Genomic DNA, 17,226 nt, shown 5'->3' with positions numbered 1-17,226 from the left:
ATAAACAATAGATTTTTATGAAGAAGATAATTGCTTTATGTTGGGTTGCTTTGATTTCGTTGGCATCATTTGCACAAAACCCACAGGCTTGGAAAGCTTTGGAAAAACCTCTGAACTTTTTCATGGCAAATGATTTGGGACGAAATGGTTATTACGATCAGAAGCCTATTGCCGAACTGATGGGGACAATGGCCGAAAATGTGGATATAGAGTGTGTGGTAGCTGCAGGAGACGTACATCACTTTGAAGGAGTACGTAGTGTAAACGATCCTTTGTGGATGACTAATTATGAGTTGATTTACAGTCACCCGGAATTGATGTTGCCTTGGTATCCGATTTTAGGAAATCATGAATATAGGAGCAACTCACAGGCGGTAATCGATTATACCAACGTAAGTGCCCGCTGGCGTATGCCCGATCGTTATTATACTAAGGTCTTGGAAAATGATGACATAACAGTCCGTTTGGTAATGATTGATACAGCTCCTCTGATTGATAAATACCGTAAAGATACAGAAGATTATCCTGATGCAGCATTGCAGGATATGAACAAACAGTTGGCTTGGATTGATTCTGTATTGACATCTGCCAAAGAAGACTGGGTATTGGTTGTGGGTCATCATCCTATCTATGCTGAAACTTCTAAAAGTGATTCAGAACGTGGTGACTTGCAAAAACGTCTTGATACAATTCTCCGTAAGCACAATAATGTATCCATGTATTTATGCGGACATATCCATAATTTCCAGCATATCCGCATGAAGGGCAGTAATATCGATTATGTAGTAAATTCATCGGGCTCGTTAAGCCGTAAAGTGAACCCTACAGAAGGTACTGTTTTTTGCAGTGATCAGACCGGGTTCTCTCTCATTACTGCCGACAAGAAGGAGCTGACTTTACATATGATCAATAAGAAAGGCGAAGTGCTTCATTCTGTTAAAAAGAAAAAATAGTTATTCTTGGCTATAAAATCTCTTCAAGGAGGAAATGCCCATGAAAGTCTTGCAGGAAAGGCTTTCATGGGCATTTCTTTTTGGAAAATAATCTGTTTATCTTCTTCTTTAGCCTTTGGATTCGATGTATTATTATTTATAAAAAATAGGTACTTTCGTAAAAAAGTATCATCTTTGCATTATGAATTGGATAGAGCAGGTTACCATACTGGATATTTTAATAAAAGGGATTATTGTGGGAGTGGTTGTGTCTGCCCCGCTGGGTCCTGTCGGCGTACTTTGCATTCAACGAACATTGAACAAGGGACGCTGGTTTGGTTTTGTAACAGGTTTGGGAGCTGCCTTAAGTGATATCTGCTATGCCTTGATAACTGGCTATGGCATGAGTTTTATGGACGAGCTGATTCTGAAACATCAGATTTTTCTGCAGGTAGTAGGTAGCATTATGCTGTTGGCTTTTGGTATTTATACTTTTCGCAGCAATCCGGTGAAATCGCTCCGGCCTACTTCTGCCAGTCGCGGTACTTATTTGCACAATTTTGTTACGGCTTTCTTCGTTACATTCTCCAATCCTTTGATTATATTCTTATTTATCGGTCTTTTTGCCCGTTTTTCTTTTGTCATGCCGGGAAGTCCTCTGGAATTGCAGCTGGTAGGATATCTGGCTATTGTGATAGGGGCATTGGCCTGGTGGTTTGGTATTACGTATTTTGTAAACAAAGTCCGTACCCGTTTTAATGTACGGGGTATTTGGATACTGAACCGCATTATCGGAGTAGTCGTTATGATTGCATCTGTAGTAGGTATTGTGATGGCAATTACTGGAAAATCTTTCTCGTAACAAGATATGTATATTTCTCAACAGTTAAAACAACAGAATATTGCAGAGTATCTGCTGTATATGTGGCAGATTGAGGACTTGATTCGTGCCAATGGTTTCGATATGGAAAAAATACGGAAGAATATTATCGATCCGTATCCCATAACCGAAGAACAGAAAAAAGCCCTGGAGCAATGGTATCAGGATTTGATAAATATGATGCATGACGAGGGAGTCATGGAAAAAGGGCATATTCAAATCAATAAGAATGTAATTGTGTGGCTTACAGACCTGCATTTGCGTTTGCTTCATTCGCCTAAATTTCCTTATTACAGTGCTGCCTATTATAAGGCTCTGCCTTTTATTGTGGAACTTCGTGCTAAGGGAGCGGATAAGGATGCTCCTGAACTGGAAACCTGCTTTGATGCCATGTATGGGGTCTTGATGCTGAAGCTGCAGAAAAAGACCATCAGTGAAGAAACACAGAAGGCGCTCAAAGTAGTGGGAGATTTGCTGGCTATTCTTGCAGGATATTACATAAAGGACAAACAGGGAGAACTGGATTTCGAGTAAGAGAGCTCTCTTTGTACGAGCACACTGTAGTGTGCTTTTTATAGTTAAATGTATATAGATAGACTTGAAAAATAATTAGATAGATCAATATAATGAACGCGGAAATAGAAAGAAGACGAACCTTTGCGATTATTGCGCATCCGGATGCCGGTAAGACATCGTTGACCGAAAAACTGTTGCTGTTCGGAGGGCAGATTCAGGTGGCGGGAGCCGTAAAATCGAACAAAATCAAGAAAACGGCTACATCCGACTGGATGGATATTGAAAAGCAGCGTGGTATCTCTGTCACCACTTCGGTAATGGAGTTCGATTATCACGACTACAAGATTAATATTTTGGATACTCCGGGTCACCAGGACTTTGCAGAAGATACTTACCGTACATTGACTGCAGTAGACAGTGTTATCATCGTGGTGGATGGTGCGAAGGGTGTGGAAAGTCAGACTCGTAAGCTGATGGAGGTATGCCGTATGCGAAATACGCCGGTTATTATCTTCGTCAACAAGATGGACCGTGAAGCAAAAGATCCGTTCGATTTGCTCGACGAACTGGAAGAGGAATTGTCTATTCATGTACGTCCGCTTACCTGGCCTATCGAAAGTGGTCCCCGTTTCAAAGGCGTATACAATATTTATGAACAGAAACTGAATTTGTTCCAACCGTCCAAGCAGGTGGTAACAGAGAAAGTGGAAGTTGATATTCATACCGAAGATCTGGACAATCATATCGGAACTCCTTTGGCAGAGAAACTCCGTAGCGAACTGGAGTTGATTGATGGTGTTTATCCGGAATTCCAGATTGAAGACTATCTGAAAGGCGAACTGGCGCCGGTTTTCTTTGGTTCGGCATTGAATAACTTCGGTGTACAGGAATTGCTCGACTGTTTTGTGGAGATTGCACCGAGTCCGCGTCCGGTGATGGCCGAAGAGCGTACCGTAAATCCCGATGAGCCTAAGTTTACCGGATTTGTATTCAAGATTACAGCCAATATCGACCCGAATCACCGTTCGTGTGTAGCATTCTGTAAGGTATGTTCCGGTAAGTTTACCCGTAACACTCCTTATCTGCATGTACGTCATAACAAGACAATGCGTTTTTCATCGCCGACTCAGTTCATGGCACAGCGTAAGACTACTGTAGATGAGGCTTGGGCTGGCGATATCATCGGTTTGCCGGATAATGGTACCTTTAAAATCGGAGATACGCTGACCGAAGGCGAGAACTTGCACTTCAAGGGATTGCCAAGTTTCTCTCCCGAAATGTTCAAGTATATTGAGAATGCAGACCCGATGAAAACCAAACAGTTGAACAAGGGTATCGATCAGTTGATGGACGAAGGTGTGGCTCAGTTGTTTGTCAATCAGTTCAACGGCCGCAAGATTATCGGTACTGTAGGACAGCTGCAGTTTGAGGTAATCCAGTATCGTCTTGAAAACGAATATAACGCAAAATGCCGTTGGGAACCGATTAGCCTGTATAAAGCCTGCTGGATAGAAAGTGATGATCCTGCAGAGTTGGAAGCGTTCAAAAAACGTAAGTACCAGTATATGGCCAAAGACCGCGAAGGACGCGATGTATTCCTGGCCGACAGCGGTTATGTACTCCAGATGGCTCAGATGGATTTCAAGCATATTAAGTTCCACTTTACAAGTGAATTTTAATACACAAAAAGGTCTGAAGAGAAAAACTCTTCAGACCTTTTCTGCTGTGAAAACAGACTTGGATGGACGCTATGAAGCACACTTTTTTATTTTCACCTTTGTAACTTGTTGAGGTACGATACCCATTCTTTTTAATATTTTCCCGACTGTCTTTATATCGTCTGCAAGCTACTGAAAAATATTCAATACGGAACTTAGTAATATAAGTTATTGAAAATAATATATCTATTAAAAGTTTAACGATTTGTTGTTATTTGTAAATGCTATGAAAAATTGGTGGTATTTGTCTTTGTTCGTTGTACTGTTTGTTTCATGTACTGTCGAAAAGAAAGAAGCTTTTATTGACAAGCTGATGCCTGCTCCCAAGGAGGCCGGTTTTATGAGAGACGGGTATTGGATATGGGGATCCTCTGTGATAAAAGGAGAGGATGGAAAATATCATATGTTTGCTGATATGTGGCCCCAAAGTTTGGAATTCGGGAATTGGGTGACCAATACGGAGATTGCTCATGCCGTATCGGATACTCCGGAAGGACCGTATGTGTTTTCTGATATAGCGATAGGACCGAGGGACTCTACTTATTTTGATGGAAAGTGTGCCATGAATCCACGTGTGATCTATTATGAAGGAAAATATTATCTATTTTATGTAGGAACCACATACGACTATCCTCGTCCTCAGCCAGGATCAAAGTTGGTAGACGACTGGTTTGAAAAAGCATGGGTGAATAAACGTATCGGAGTGGCATCTGCAAAATCGCTTTATGGTCCGTGGGAGAGAATGGATAAGCCAGTGATAGAACCTCGCCCGGGACATTGGGATGCTACAATTACCAGTAATCCCTCTCCGGTTGTGAATCCGAAAACAGGAAAAATATTTCTTATGTATAAATCATCGGAAAAGAGCTCGGAACCACCTCTTTTGTTGGGGGTAGCAGAAGCAGATCATCCTCAGGGAGAATATCATAGAATATCAGAAAATCCTATTTTTCAGTTTGCCACAGAAAAAAATAAAGAAAGTGATGTGGAAGATCCTTTTGTATGGTGGGAAAAAGACCATTATGAACTGGTCATGAAAGACCGTTTCGGACACATCTGTGGTGAAGTGGGAGGTGGTGTACATGCCGTATCGGAGAATGGAATAGATTGGACTTTGTCTTCTCCTGTAAAAGCCTATTCCAGAACGATTCGCTGGAATGATAATACGGTTTCTACTCCGGTTAATTTTGAGCGCCCGTTTATTTTGTTTGAAGATGGAAAACCTGCTTATTTATTCGCTGCGGTAGGTGTAGGTCGTGCACAATGGGATTTTGAGAAGACATGGAACATGGTTATTCCATTGAAGAAATAGATTGTTATTAGTCTGTTTGGATTTGTAACGGACTGTACTTGTATGATGTAATCAGCGTCGCTGAATATGTAATTGGCGACGCTGGATGTATAGCCGGCGCTGTCGATTGTATATTCGACGTCGTCGGCTATACAACTGAACAATTACAGTACGATGACTTGTCTGGAGAGGTTGAATGTCTGTAAATGTATAATAGTTGCCTTTTTTGATATGTAAATTGAAAAAATATTTGTAAAAACTTTATTTTCATTTGGTTTATAAAATAAACTTATTTATATTTGCGATGAAAGCAAGAGAGATGCGCGCCTCCTTGCTTTTATTTAACTGCATGTAGTTTATAAAATAAACCATTTTGTAATATTAAAAAAGCATAACTTATGGATGCAATGAACAGCAATACTGGCAATACGAAAGTATGGTCTGTGAAAATGAAATTGAAGGTAGCGCACTATATCGTGATGTGTATTTTTCTATCCGTCATGAACTATGTATTTACCCCTTCTTACTGGTGGGTATTATGGGTAATAGCCGGTTGGGGATTGAGTCTGGTCATGGAACTGATATCCCTATATTATACAGAAGAAAATAACGAACGAAAATAAAGCAATTATGGAAGAAAAGAAATTGACTGAAAGGGAAAGTCTGGAACTAATCTCTCAGATGATTCGTTCTACACGCGAGAATATGGAAGTAGGCAGTGGCAATCAGTTTCTGGCCTGGGGATATTTTTCAACCCTACTGTCGGTGCTGTTGTTTGTATTAGTCACCTCTACCGGAAACAATGTATGGGCTTTAGGGTGGTTTGCCATGTTTGCTTTTTGGGGTATATTGAAATTTGTGCAGCGTGGGCGTAAGACTCCGGTGGTTACTTATATAGACCGGGTGGTAATACAGGTATGGCAGGTGATTGGTGCTTTGTTTATACTGACTGTGCTGGTGATCGTTGCTCTGACTTTTGTATACGGTCGGGGAGATTTCTCCCTTATGTTGCCTTTGGCACTGCTTTATTGCGGAATAGGGACTTCCATTACCGGTATAGTAATTAAAGAGGCGTGGGCAACTTACTCTCCGCTGGCCGCCTTTGTGTTTGCCATTTATATGCTGGCATCGTATACCATAGGCGAAGCACATGTGCTACACTGGTATCTTTATTTCGGACTTTCGTTTGTGTTTATGATGATTGTTCCGGGACATATTATTAACAGAAAGGCAAAACAGATATGCTCAAAGAACTAAACCCTTTACTTCATTCTCAGCTTCGTCTGGCTGTAATGTCTATCCTGCTTTCGGCAGAAGAGGCTGAGTTTGTTTATCTGAAAGAGAAGACACAGGCTACAGCCGGAAATCTCAGTATCCAGCTTGACAAATTGAGTGAAGCCGGATATATAGAGATTGAAAAAAGCTTTGCAGGAAAGAAACCGCGTACTGTTTGCCGCATGACCCCGAAAGGGAGGGAGGCAATGGCAGAATATGTAGAAGCATTGAAAAGTTATTTTTCCGGTCTGTAATAAAAGATATGTTCGGTGGGATTCTTTGTTCCTCTGCATGAAAGTGCTATCTTTGTAGGAAAGGAGGATTGAAATATGAGATTGAAACTGTATGATAAAAACAACAATCCGAATATTCTGCAAAGGGTAATTGATGTATTAAACGAAGGTGGAATCATTATCTATCCCACCGATACGATGTATGCCATCGGTTGTCATGCGCTGAAAGAAAGACCGATAGAACGTATCTGCAAGCTGAAAGGATTGGACCCGCGTAAACATAATCTGTCTATAATTTGTTATGACTTGAGTAACATCAGCGAATATGCGCGGGTGGAGAATGCCACGTTTAAGCTGATGAAGCGGAATCTTCCCGGACCGTTTACTTTTATTCTGAATGCAGACAGCCGTTTGCCCAAGATTTTCCGCAACAGAAAGGAAGTGGGAATACGTGTGCCTGATAATCCGATTATCCGTGAAATCTGTCGCTTGCTCGATGCACCTATTCTGACTACTACCGTGCCTCTGGACGAGGAGGAAGATGTGGAATATGTGATGGACCCCGAACTGATAGATGAAAAATGGGGAGATGAAGTAGACTTGGTTATCGACGGAGGAATGGGAGGTACTGAACCTTCTACCGTGATTTATTGTTGTAATGACGAACCGGAAATAATCCGTCAGGGAAAAGGAATATTGAATGAATAAATAAATTGTAGAATTATGTTGTTAACATTACTTAGTGTCACTCAGAAAATGACATTGGATGATTTTCTGGGTAAACTGGCAGATTGGGGAATAGAGGTTGGGAAGAGTATTTTGTCCGCAGTGATTATTTATATTGTGGGCCGTTTCCTGATAAAACAGATTAGTCGTATTGTAGTGAAGATTCTTGAAAAGCGGAAGCTGGAAATCAGCGTTCAGACTTTTTTGAGAAGTTTTCTTAACCTGACACTGAATTTGGTATTGGCTTTTGCTATTATCAGTAAGTTAGGGGTTGAAACTACCAGTTTGGCAGCCTTGCTGGCTTCTGCCGGTGTGGCTATCGGTATGGCTTTATCCGGAAATCTGTCCAACTTTGCCGGAGGACTGATTATATTGGTATTTAAGCCTTTTAAGGTAGGTGACTATATTGAATCGGATGCCCAGAAGGTGGGAGGTACTGTACGTGAGATACAGATTTTCCATACGATTCTTACTACTCCGGAAAATAAGGTGATTTATGTACCCAACGGCTCGTTGAGCAGTAATGCGATTGTAAATTACAGTAAGCAGGATAAACGCCGTGTAGAACTGGTGATTGGCGTGGAATATGGCGAAGACTATAACCGGGTGAGAGAGGTACTGGAACGTATTATCAAGGAAGATAGCCGTATCCTGCAGGATCCTGCACCATTCATTGGTTTGGGGGCACTTTCAGCCAGCAGTGTCGATATTAAATTGCGCGTATGGACTTCTACAGAAGAATACTGGAACGTTTATTTCGACTTGAATAAGGTGGTGTATGAAACCTTTAATAAAGAAGGTATCGGATTCCCGTTCCCACAGCTTACTGTTCATCAGGCAAAAGATTAAGTTCGTGAACAGAAAATATGAAATAAAAAAATACCGCATTCGAAAGACTGCGGTATTTTTTTGTATTTGAAACTTTCTTCTTATCTGGTCCAGGCTAATGCAGCAGCTCCCAGCAGGGCTGCATCGGCATCGTCCAATTGAGAAATCAGGAAGCGGGCTGTACCTTTATAATTGTCGAATACAGTCTGTTCGTAGGTCTGTGTCAGAGGTTTCATCAGTAAATCTCCAGCTTTGGTCAGTCCTCCAAAGAATATGAATGCTTCCGGATCGGAGAATGTGGCAAAATTGGCACAGGCTTCTCCCAACAGACTTCCTGTCAGTTCGAAAATCTGGTTGGCCAATTTGTCTCCCTGTATTGCCGCATCGTAAATATCTTTGGAAGTAAGTGTTTCTTTCGGAAGTTTACGCAGCAGACTTTCTTCTTTGCTTTGCTCCAACAGTTCGTGAGCAGTACGCACGACTCCGGTAGCCGAACAGTATGCTTCTACACATCCTCTGCGTCCGCAAGGGCATTCTCTGCCGGTTTCCGGACGTACAGAAGTATGCCCCAGTTCTCCGGCAAAACTGCGTTTCCCGTATACCAGTTCACCGTTGACAACAATACCGCTGCCTACTCCTGTGCCCAGCGTAATCATGATAAAATCTTTCATTCCCTGTGCTGCTCCGTACAACATTTCTCCCAAGGCAGCTGCTTTGGCATCGTTGGTCATGTATACGGGAATATCCAGCTCTTTTTCCAGCAAGGCAGCCAGTGGGACAATTCCTTTCCAAGGCAGGTTGGTTGCATTTTCTATGGTCTGGTCCCAATAGTTTACATCGGGTGCTCCGATACCGAATGCTTTGATTGTCTCTTTTCCTCCTGCCTGAGAGATAAGTGCCCGTGCGCTTTCTGTGCACTGGGCCACGTAACTTTCTATGGTTGGGCAATCTCCGGTTTTGAAGGACGAACGGTTCAGAATCTTTCCCTCTTTGTCGACCAGTCCTAAAACCGAATTCGTACCGCCTAAATCGAGTGCTATTACATATTCTTTCATAGCTGATGGATGAATAAGTTATGAAATGAAGTTTATAAATCTCCCTTCAATATTTCGGGATATTCGTGGTATACTTTTACAATGAGTTCTCCGAAGAGGGTATTAACCCAGGCAAACCACGAACGGGTAAAGTCGGCTGCATTGTTTACATTGAAAGATTCATGCATAAATCCGGTACCGGCATCTGTATCGCGCAGCATCTTAAGACATTCTTTGATTTCTTCCGGATTGTTGCTGGTCATTGCTTTCATGATGATACTCATAGGCCATGCGTAATTCAGTCCTACGTGCGGTCCGCCTACTCCTTCACCGTCTTTTCCCGAGAAGAAATAAGGATTGTTGTCGCTCCATATCAGTTTGCGTGTATTCTGATACAACGGGTCATCCTGTTTGCAGTATCCCAAGTAAGGAGCAGCCAAAAGGCTTGGAATGTTGGCATCGTCCATACACAGGCTGTTGCCGAAACCGTCTACTTCGAATGCATATACTTTTCCACAAACGGGGTGATTTACGATGGCATGTTTCTGGATGGCATCGTCTACTTCCTGTGCCAAAGCCAGACATTCGTTGGCAAATGCTTCGTCCTTGTACACCTTCTGCTGTATTTCTGCCAATTGGCGGAGAGATACTACGGCAAACATATTGGATGGGATAAGGAATCCGTATTGGGTTGCATCGTCTGACGGACGGAATGCAGAGACAATCATTCCATTCGGTTTTACCGGTGCACCGAATCCCCCGTTAATCTGAGAGTCTGTCGGTTTTTCGCAGTTACGTGTGAAACTGTACGGTCCGTTGCCTTCTTTACGCTGCTGTTCTTTCATGGTCTTTACAGCCAGTTTCATGGCGTCTTTCCATACCTGATCGAATACAGAAGTATCTCCGGTGAGGATGTAGTAGAAATAAGCTATACGGATAGGATAGCACAAAGAATCCAATTCCCATTTACGTTCGTGCAATTCTTTACGCATATTCTGAGTATTGTCCGATTCCCAAAAACTTCCTGTAGGACCATCGTTGAACGCATTGGCATAAGGGTCGAGCAGAATACATTCTGCCTGTCTGTTGATGAGGCCTGCGATGAGCTGTTGCAGTTTTTTGTCATGCTGCATCAGTTGCAGATAAGGCCACAGTTGGGCAGAAGAGTCGCGCAGCCACATGGCATGAATGTCTCCCGTCAGTACGAAAGTATCGGGTTTCTTGCCTTTCATCTGGAATTTTACGGTTGTATCCAGTGTATTAGGATAACAGTTTTCGAACATCCAGCGAAGTTTAGGATCTTTGATAGCTTCTTTTACTTCGGCTATAATCTTTTCGATGGCTTCCGACGTAAAATGTCTGTCATCTACAGCAGGGCGGTTCGACTGATATTGTGTTTTAGTCTGAGCAAAAGACTGGGTGGGGGAGGAGAGGCTTAAAGCCAGCATCGCTCCTACAATCCATTGGTATTTTTTCATGGTTCTCAAATATTAAAAATTATTTTTTCCAGGTGTTACTTTGAATACTTCTTTCTTGTCGCCATAGAGTACGACCAATTCGAATGGAATATTGGATTCCACTTCAATTTTTGGCTTATCGGATGCAGAATGGCGTGCAGCAGCTTTCATGGTAATGCTTCCATCCGGTCCGAAAGGATAGCGTTCGATACCGTTGGCTTCGGTCAGATTCATATCCCATACAATTTGTTTTTCTGTATAATCTCCTCTGATACCGATAATAAATTCAATTAATTCGCCGATAGGAGCAAGTCCTCCCCATCCTACGAACTCGTCACGAGCCATAAATCCGGGATCTGCCGATTCGGGTGCATAATATTCCCAGAATGTTCCGGTTTTTTTGTAAACCTGAAATACCTGGTCGTAATGGCTTAATGCTATTTCGCGGGCTTCTTTACGGAATCCTTTTTCCATAAGTCCGTTCATAACCATATAGTTGGTGCTGGGCCAGATTCCTCCTTGCCAGTAACGTCCGTTTGCTTTGTAACGGGGATTGTCTGCCGACAAAGAAGGAACACGGAATTTCCGTTTGAAGGTAGCAGGATTGTCCAATTCGCTGACCATGCGTTTGAGTTGGTCGTCATTCAGCACATCAGAATAAAGTGCCCAATATGCACCAATCCCCTTAGTAGTACTCAAAGAACCGTCGGCATACTGGTCGTACAGGAATCCGGTCTTTTCATCCCACATATTTTCACGGATGTATTTTTTCAGCATGGTTGCTTCGTCTTCCAGTTCTTCTATTTCTTGCCAGCGCTCGAGGTAGAAGCCCATTTCCAGCAGAAGATTGGCGGTAAACAGTTGCTGCAGGTTAGTATCCAGCCAAATCATATGTCCGTGGCTGAATATCATATTGTATCCCTGTTTTACACGGGGCATATTGTCCATACCGGTACCCCATCCGCTCGACCAGTAGGTACCGTTACGCCAGGTACGGTTCAATTTCAACCATTTGTAATAGGCGCATAAAACAGGAAATATTTTATGCAGGCGTTCTGTATCTCCAAATTGATGGTAGTATGCCATTTCGCACCAGGGAATCAGATTCGGTCCGGTGCTTACCGGGTCATAGCGTTCGAAACAGTCGGCTCCATTACCCTTTATTTCACGGCAGATAAAACCGTCCGGATGCTGCTTGGCATAGAAGTTATCCAGCGTATACTGGAAGGGGAAGTAACGGGCACCGTAACGTGCAAACATCAGAATGAAGGCACTGTCCCACATAAAGATATTACCATTGTAAGCCGTATCGATATAAGGCATCACGAATCCCGAACCCGGTTCCGGATTGCGGATATTACCCACAGCTATTTCCCAGGCACGCCAATACATTTTTAGCTCTTCTTCGTGTCCGTTCCATATCGGATTAGGAAGAATTTCCTTAGCTTGTGCAAAGTCTTTTGGTAGTGAAGTATATTTCGGCTTTGCAATACGAAATGTATTTTCTGCTACCAACTGCTCTTTGACGTAAGTGTCTTTATACGGCAGTTTGTAGATGCTGTCGTTGCCGCAACTTTGTGCATTTCCATTCAAAGAAAGAAAGCTCAGTCCGGTTACGAGACAGGCAATAAAAGAATGAGGTGCTTTCATGAATACTTGTTTTTTATTATCAGGTTTAAATATTTATTTCACATACAACAAATTTGCAGGGATGTTTTCCATCTTGTTTCCAGAGGGACGTTTCCAGCCCCAACCCAATTCTTCTCCTTCATAGTCTTCGAAATAAAGAAGTTTGTATGAATGAAAACCTTTTTGCAGAGCAATGCGTCCTGTGGCACTGATGGCTGCATGTGAGGCATCGTTGTCTACAATTTTTTCACCGTCGATGTACAACACACTACCGTCGTCCGAACGGGTATAGAAGGTATAGACACCTTCTTCGGGTACATTAATCAGTCCTTCGAATGTATAACCGAAGTGGTCGGGCTGTTTGGCGTTCTTGATAGAAGGTTCCGGCATGACTCCTTTTTCTATTACTTTACCGTTTTTCAGGTCGGCTACTTTTTGGAAGTATCCTTCTACATAAGTGTAGGCAGTACCTTGCTTTCCGGCAGAAACAGACAAGGCAGGACGGAATTCAGCCTTAGTTGCCTGTATAGTCAGTGTACGGCTGGCCTGATAGCCTTCCTTGAATCCTTTTGCTTTGATGGTAGTAGTCTGGTCTATGCTTAACGCAGAAGAGTATACAGGAGATGCTGCAGTAGGTTCACTACCGTCTAATGTATAGTGAATCTGACAGCCTTCTGTAGCAGAAGCCAGTTCTACATCAATATGATTGGTAAACAAATCCAAGTCCTGATCGACATAAGGAGTAGATACAACTTCACCTTCGGTGTGTGAATGAGGATAAGCGGATGGTTCGGTACCACGGGTGTGGTTCGGCTTGTTTGTCAGTGTAAATGCTAGTGTACCTCCCTGCATCAACTGTTCGTAAGTGAGGTAATTGGTTTCAATAACCTGTCCGTTCAGTTCAACTTTATCGATGTATACATTTTTGTCCGGATGGTTGGCGGTAATGGTCAGTGTCTTTCCATTGGCCAGTTTCAGTGTGGTCTGTTCGAACAAAGGAGTTGTCAACGAGAATTCATTGCTTCCCGGACATACAGGATACAATCCCATAGACGACAGAATATACCATGCCGACATCTGTCCGCAGTCTTCGTTACCGATGATACCTTCCGGAGTAGGAGCATACATTTCATCCAGCAGACGGCGAGTCATTTCCTGAGTCTTCCAAGGCTGGCCTACGTAGTTGTACAGATATGCCATATGATGGCTCGGTTCGTTTCCGTGTGCATACTGACCAATCAATCCGGTGATATCTACCAATTCTCCATGCAATTCTGAACTGACAGAGAACAATGAATCCAGACAAGCTGTAAAGGCTTCAATTCCACCAAACTGTTGTATCATACCGTTTACATCGTGAGGCACGAAGAAACGATACTGCCATGCAGTTGCCTCAGTATAGTCACGTCCCGGTTCAAAAGGATTGAATCCGTTGGCCCAGTTTCCATCCATTCTCTTGCCACGGAAGAATTTTGTCTTTCCATCGAATACGTTGATGTAATTCTGGGAGCGTGCAATGTAGGTATCGTATACATCCTGCTTGTTCATGGCTTTGGCCATTTGTGCAATTGTCCAGTCATCGTAAGCAAACTCAAGCAGACACGATACTGATTCTTTCTTAATATTAGCAGGGATAAAGCCATATTTGATATAATAATCAGCGCCTTTCTTATTCTTTTCAGAAGATGCAATCATGGCTTGTAATGCTTTCTCTGCATCGAATCCCCGAATTCCTTTCAGGTAAGCATCTGCAATAATCGAAGTAGAGTGATAACCAATCATGGTACCGGTTTCTCCGGCAGACAGAGGCCACAGAGGCAGTTCTCCGGATGCATCGTACATAGCAAGCATGGAGTTGACCATATCGTTTACCAGTGTTGTATCGGTCAGTGTCATAAGTGGATTCCATGCACGGAAGGTATCCCATGTAGAGAAAGTAGAATACATTTTTCTTCCTGGAGCTACTTTGCCAATGCTCATGTCATGCCGGCGATACTCTCCATTTACATCACTTACAGTATTGGGTACTACCAATGAGTGATACCATGCGGTATAGAAATTGGTACGTTGAGCTTCTGTACCTCCTTTAACCTGTACTTTATCCATGACCTGATTCCAGCTGTTTAAAGCCTGATTACGTATCGAGTCGAAGTCAAAATGAGGTATATCATGGTTAAGGTTTTCCCGTGCATTGTCGATGCTTACTACAGAAACTCCTACTTTAGCTACAATTTCTTTTTCCTGACCGAATCCGGCTACAGCTTGTATACGATTTCCTTTCACTTCTTTCGCATCAGTTGTTTCTTTTCCATCGCTGATGAATTGAACCGATTTCAGTGGCTTGGAGAACTGTGCTACGAAATAGATATGCTGATTGTCTACCCATCCTCTTGTATTTCGCATACCCACCAGTTCATTGTCGGCAGTCTGTTTCAGCTCTGCTTCGTAGATAAATTCCTCTGTCAGCAGATGAGCTAAATCTATAATAATACGAGCTTCTTTTCCTTCTGGATATGTATACCGATGCATGCCGGCATAAGTTGTGGCAGTCAGCTCTGCTTTGATTTGTTCATCGTCTAATGTGACGCTATAATATCCGGGTACAGCTTTTTCTGTGTGGTGAGAGAACGAAGCCGGACGATAAATGTCTCCTTGTGTTTGGAGGGTGACATCGTTTACTGTAGGACGGAATAGGATATCGCCCAAGTCAATACATCCGGTACCACTTAAATGGGTATGTGAAAATCCTAATAACGTAGAATCTGAGTAGTGATAGCCGGAACAGGCATCCCAGTCTCCTCTGCGTGTATCCGGACTGAGTTGGACTGCTCCGAAAGGAACAGTAGCTCCCGGGTAAGTGTGTCCGTGAAAACCTGTGCCGATAAATGGATTTACATACTCTGTAGCTGTCTTATTTTCTTCTGTATTGGTTGTACATGCTCCTAAAAGACATACCCCCATTAAAAAGAATAATGTTTTTTTCATGTGTATTAATTAAATGTGCCTAATAATAAACAATGTCATTCTGACGTTGTAGCAAGAACTGCCTGTATCCGTCAGAATGACAAAGTTAATAGAAATATTTAATGTGAGTCTTTATAAAGACATTAAATAAGTCTTGAGATTATTGTGCGTTACCGAAGTCTGAATATCCAGGTGCCGGATTGTTGATCAATACTCCGTTGCTGTTTTCTATTTCGCTCTGAGGTAAAGGCATGTGTCTATGTTTTGCCGGATCGAAGTTACGCGGTGAATTACCTTGTGCATATACTTCTTTTGCCATTTCCCAGCGAACCAAGTCGTAATGACGTTCGTCTTCATAAGCTAACTCACAGCGACGTTCGTTCACCAAATCCATAAAGTTAATCTGGTCTTTGTGGTCATATCCCGGTGTCTGAGCGAAAGCACGTTCATGTACTTCGTTGAAATATTTCAGAATTGTTGCATCCGAAGTCATTGCATCACGGTTACTGCTGTTCAATCCTTTTTCATTCATCAGTGCTTCTACATACAAAAGCAATACATCAGAGTAACGCAGCAAAGGCACATCAGCTCCTGGTTCCCATACCCAACCGCTCATAGTAGAATAAGCATTTGCATATTTTACACACATGTATCCGGTTGTCATGTCATTGATATTACCCAGTGTCTTTCCTTCTGCTTCAATTTCCTGTCTGTCTTGCTCTGTAGGATTTGTTTTCAGGACAAAAGTCTTGCCGATCCAAGAATATTCATCACCGTCTTGAGCTACTGTAGTTTTACGTCTTAAGTCTCCTTCCTTAAACGCATCTCTCAAGCTCTGTGTTGGAGCAAAATAAAACCATCCTGTACCTCCAGTCAGTGAAGAAGACATTGGTACTACAGAAATGATAGAGCATTTGTGGCGTTCTGGAAGCTGAGTCAGATTGAACAACACTTCATTGCTCTTTTCTCCTGCAGGTGAGAACAGATAATCAAATCCGTTGTCGTTTGCTTTTTCCAGTGAATATTTGCCGGAGTTGATAACTTCCCATGCCATTTCCTTACACTTGTCCATCTTTCCCCAGTGTGCATATACTTTTGCCAGCAAACCGTATGCTGCTCCCAAATTAGGACGTCCCCAATCATCGCTGGTACGTTCCCACAGAGGTTGTCCATCAATGTCTCTAAAATATTCGATGGCATTCAGCAGGTAGGTTTCAATGTTTTTGTAAGTCTGTTCTTTTGTTTCACGAGGTTTGTTGAACTCGGTAGGATTGTTGTAATCATAGAAAGGCAAACCACCATAACGTTTTGCAAGGAAGAAATAAGAGAATGCACATAAATAGTTAGCTTCTCCCAGCATAATTCTTTTCTTGCTTTCAGCCATTTCAATATTGGGGACATTTGCCAATACGTCATTAGCACGACGGATGACTTTGTACATTACTTTCCAGTTATCGTACATCGCCCAATAGGTATTTGTTACAGCAGTAAAGTTGCTTAACTGTCCCATGGCTGCATCTTCGCGGTTTATGACCATGTCATCGCTAAGTAAGCCAGCCCACCAGTGTCCTTCTCCAAAACCTTCTTCTTCGTAGAGTGGAACATAGGCTGCGTCTAATGCTTTTTGGGCATTCTCTTCAGAACTCCACAGATTGTTCAGTCCATAAGGTTCTCGGTCAAGTGAACAAGAGCTGAACAACGGTAAAAATAAAGATATATATAAAAGTTTATTCAGTTTCATAC

The 17,226-nt window shown here is 42.5% G+C and carries 15 protein-coding genes; 10 read left to right on the top strand and 5 right to left on the bottom strand.

The features are described from left to right. Positions 1-17: 17 nt before the first annotated feature. The 10 genes from O6P32_RS09890 to O6P32_RS09845 all read left to right on the top strand — a co-directional run bounded on the left by O6P32_RS09890 (position 18) and on the right by O6P32_RS09845 (position 8,420). Complete coding sequence (locus O6P32_RS09890; RefSeq protein WP_269878312.1) at positions 18-953, top strand: metallophosphoesterase; 936 nt, start codon at positions 18-20, stop codon at positions 951-953. A gap of 181 nt (positions 954-1,134) precedes the next feature. After that, positions 1,135-1,794, top strand: coding sequence for a LysE family translocator (locus O6P32_RS09885; RefSeq protein ID WP_178265965.1), 660 nt, complete (start codon positions 1,135-1,137; stop codon positions 1,792-1,794). A 6-nt stretch (positions 1,795-1,800) separates the two neighbouring features. Then, positions 1,801-2,346 carry a DUF4924 family protein gene (locus O6P32_RS09880; RefSeq protein WP_178265964.1) on the top strand — a complete coding sequence of 182 codons (546 nt, stop codon included), beginning with the start codon at positions 1,801-1,803 and terminating at the stop codon, positions 2,344-2,346. 92 nt (positions 2,347-2,438) lie between these two features. Beyond that, on the top strand, positions 2,439-4,007 hold the full coding sequence (locus tag O6P32_RS09875) for a peptide chain release factor 3 (protein ID WP_178265963.1): 1,569 nt from the start codon (positions 2,439-2,441) through the stop codon (positions 4,005-4,007). A 265-nt stretch (positions 4,008-4,272) separates the two neighbouring features. Next, positions 4,273-5,358, top strand: a complete 1,086-nt coding sequence (locus O6P32_RS09870; RefSeq protein WP_269878311.1) for a glycoside hydrolase family protein — start codon at positions 4,273-4,275, stop codon at positions 5,356-5,358. A 377-nt stretch (positions 5,359-5,735) separates the two neighbouring features. Further along, positions 5,736-5,960 carry a 2TM domain-containing protein gene (locus O6P32_RS09865; protein WP_178265961.1) on the top strand — a complete coding sequence of 75 codons (225 nt, stop codon included), beginning with the start codon at positions 5,736-5,738 and terminating at the stop codon, positions 5,958-5,960. Between the two features lie 7 nt (positions 5,961-5,967). Beyond that, entirely contained in the window at positions 5,968-6,594 is a 627-nt protein-coding gene (locus O6P32_RS09860) for a hypothetical protein (protein WP_269878309.1), read from the top strand. Next, positions 6,579-6,866 (top strand): winged helix-turn-helix domain-containing protein, encoded by a 288-nt coding sequence (locus O6P32_RS09855; RefSeq protein WP_269878308.1) that lies wholly within the window; start codon positions 6,579-6,581, stop codon positions 6,864-6,866. Before O6P32_RS09860 ends, O6P32_RS09855 begins: the two co-directional genes overlap by 16 nt. Before the next feature lie 75 nt (positions 6,867-6,941). Further along, positions 6,942-7,553: an L-threonylcarbamoyladenylate synthase gene (locus O6P32_RS09850; RefSeq protein WP_269878307.1), complete on the top strand. Its 612-nt coding sequence runs from the start codon at positions 6,942-6,944 to the stop codon at positions 7,551-7,553. A 15-nt stretch (positions 7,554-7,568) separates the two neighbouring features. Beyond that, on the top strand, positions 7,569-8,420 hold the full coding sequence (locus O6P32_RS09845) for a mechanosensitive ion channel family protein (RefSeq protein ID WP_269878306.1): 852 nt from the start codon (positions 7,569-7,571) through the stop codon (positions 8,418-8,420). Between the two features lie 80 nt (positions 8,421-8,500). Here O6P32_RS09845 and O6P32_RS09840 read toward each other — a convergent pair whose 3' ends face one another. From O6P32_RS09840 to O6P32_RS09820, 5 genes are all read right to left on the bottom strand, one after another. Then, positions 8,501-9,454, bottom strand: coding sequence for an ROK family protein (locus tag O6P32_RS09840; protein ID WP_269878305.1), 954 nt, complete (start codon positions 9,452-9,454; stop codon positions 8,501-8,503). A gap of 32 nt (positions 9,455-9,486) precedes the next feature. Then, positions 9,487-10,911 (bottom strand): glycoside hydrolase family 125 protein, encoded by a 1,425-nt coding sequence (locus O6P32_RS09835; protein ID WP_408636059.1) that lies wholly within the window; start codon positions 10,909-10,911, stop codon positions 9,487-9,489. Positions 10,912-10,923: 12 nt separating this feature from the next. Beyond that, the gene (locus O6P32_RS09830; protein ID WP_269878304.1) at positions 10,924-12,540 is read right to left on the bottom strand and encodes an MGH1-like glycoside hydrolase domain-containing protein; all 1,617 of its coding nucleotides are present in this window, start codon (positions 12,538-12,540) and stop codon (positions 10,924-10,926) included. 33 nt (positions 12,541-12,573) lie between these two features. Further along, complete coding sequence (locus O6P32_RS09825; RefSeq protein WP_269878303.1) at positions 12,574-15,504, bottom strand: GH92 family glycosyl hydrolase; 2,931 nt, start codon at positions 15,502-15,504, stop codon at positions 12,574-12,576. Between the two features lie 139 nt (positions 15,505-15,643). After that, positions 15,644-17,224 (bottom strand): RagB/SusD family nutrient uptake outer membrane protein, encoded by a 1,581-nt coding sequence (locus O6P32_RS09820; RefSeq protein ID WP_269878302.1) that lies wholly within the window; start codon positions 17,222-17,224, stop codon positions 15,644-15,646. Between the last annotated feature and the right edge of the window lie 2 nt (positions 17,225-17,226).

Source organism: Phocaeicola acetigenes (assembly GCF_027529745.1).
In the GTDB taxonomy this organism is placed as follows: domain Bacteria; phylum Bacteroidota; class Bacteroidia; order Bacteroidales; family Bacteroidaceae; genus Phocaeicola; species Phocaeicola acetigenes.
The sequence above is the reverse complement of the archived record's forward strand: the minus strand, read 5'-3'. Positions and strand labels throughout refer to the sequence as shown.

Excerpts from the sequence above, each read along its gene's own strand:
- O6P32_RS09835 (WP_408636059.1), bottom strand. The coding sequence starts at position 10,911 with ATGAAAAAATACCAATGGATTGTAGGAGCGATGCTGGCTTTAAGCCTC.
- O6P32_RS09875 (WP_178265963.1), top strand. The coding sequence starts at position 2,439 with ATGAACGCGGAAATAGAAAGAAGACGAACCTTTGCGATTATTGCGCAT.
- O6P32_RS09840 (WP_269878305.1), bottom strand. The coding sequence starts at position 9,454 with ATGAAAGAATATGTAATAGCACTCGATTTAGGCGGTACGAATTCGGTT.
- O6P32_RS09865 (WP_178265961.1), top strand. The coding sequence starts at position 5,736 with ATGGATGCAATGAACAGCAATACTGGCAATACGAAAGTATGGTCTGTG.
- O6P32_RS09820 (WP_269878302.1), bottom strand. The coding sequence starts at position 17,224 with ATGAAACTGAATAAACTTTTATATATATCTTTATTTTTACCGTTGTTC.
- O6P32_RS09885 (WP_178265965.1), top strand. The coding sequence starts at position 1,135 with ATGAATTGGATAGAGCAGGTTACCATACTGGATATTTTAATAAAAGGG.
- O6P32_RS09850 (WP_269878307.1), top strand. The coding sequence starts at position 6,942 with ATGAGATTGAAACTGTATGATAAAAACAACAATCCGAATATTCTGCAA.
- O6P32_RS09855 (WP_269878308.1), top strand. The coding sequence starts at position 6,579 with ATGCTCAAAGAACTAAACCCTTTACTTCATTCTCAGCTTCGTCTGGCT.
- O6P32_RS09825 (WP_269878303.1), bottom strand. The coding sequence starts at position 15,504 with ATGAAAAAAACATTATTCTTTTTAATGGGGGTATGTCTTTTAGGAGCA.
- O6P32_RS09860 (WP_269878309.1), top strand. The coding sequence starts at position 5,968 with ATGGAAGAAAAGAAATTGACTGAAAGGGAAAGTCTGGAACTAATCTCT.
- O6P32_RS09870 (WP_269878311.1), top strand. The coding sequence starts at position 4,273 with ATGAAAAATTGGTGGTATTTGTCTTTGTTCGTTGTACTGTTTGTTTCA.
- O6P32_RS09880 (WP_178265964.1), top strand. The coding sequence starts at position 1,801 with ATGTATATTTCTCAACAGTTAAAACAACAGAATATTGCAGAGTATCTG.
- O6P32_RS09830 (WP_269878304.1), bottom strand. The coding sequence starts at position 12,540 with ATGAAAGCACCTCATTCTTTTATTGCCTGTCTCGTAACCGGACTGAGC.
- O6P32_RS09845 (WP_269878306.1), top strand. The coding sequence starts at position 7,569 with ATGTTGTTAACATTACTTAGTGTCACTCAGAAAATGACATTGGATGAT.
- O6P32_RS09890 (WP_269878312.1), top strand. The coding sequence starts at position 18 with ATGAAGAAGATAATTGCTTTATGTTGGGTTGCTTTGATTTCGTTGGCA.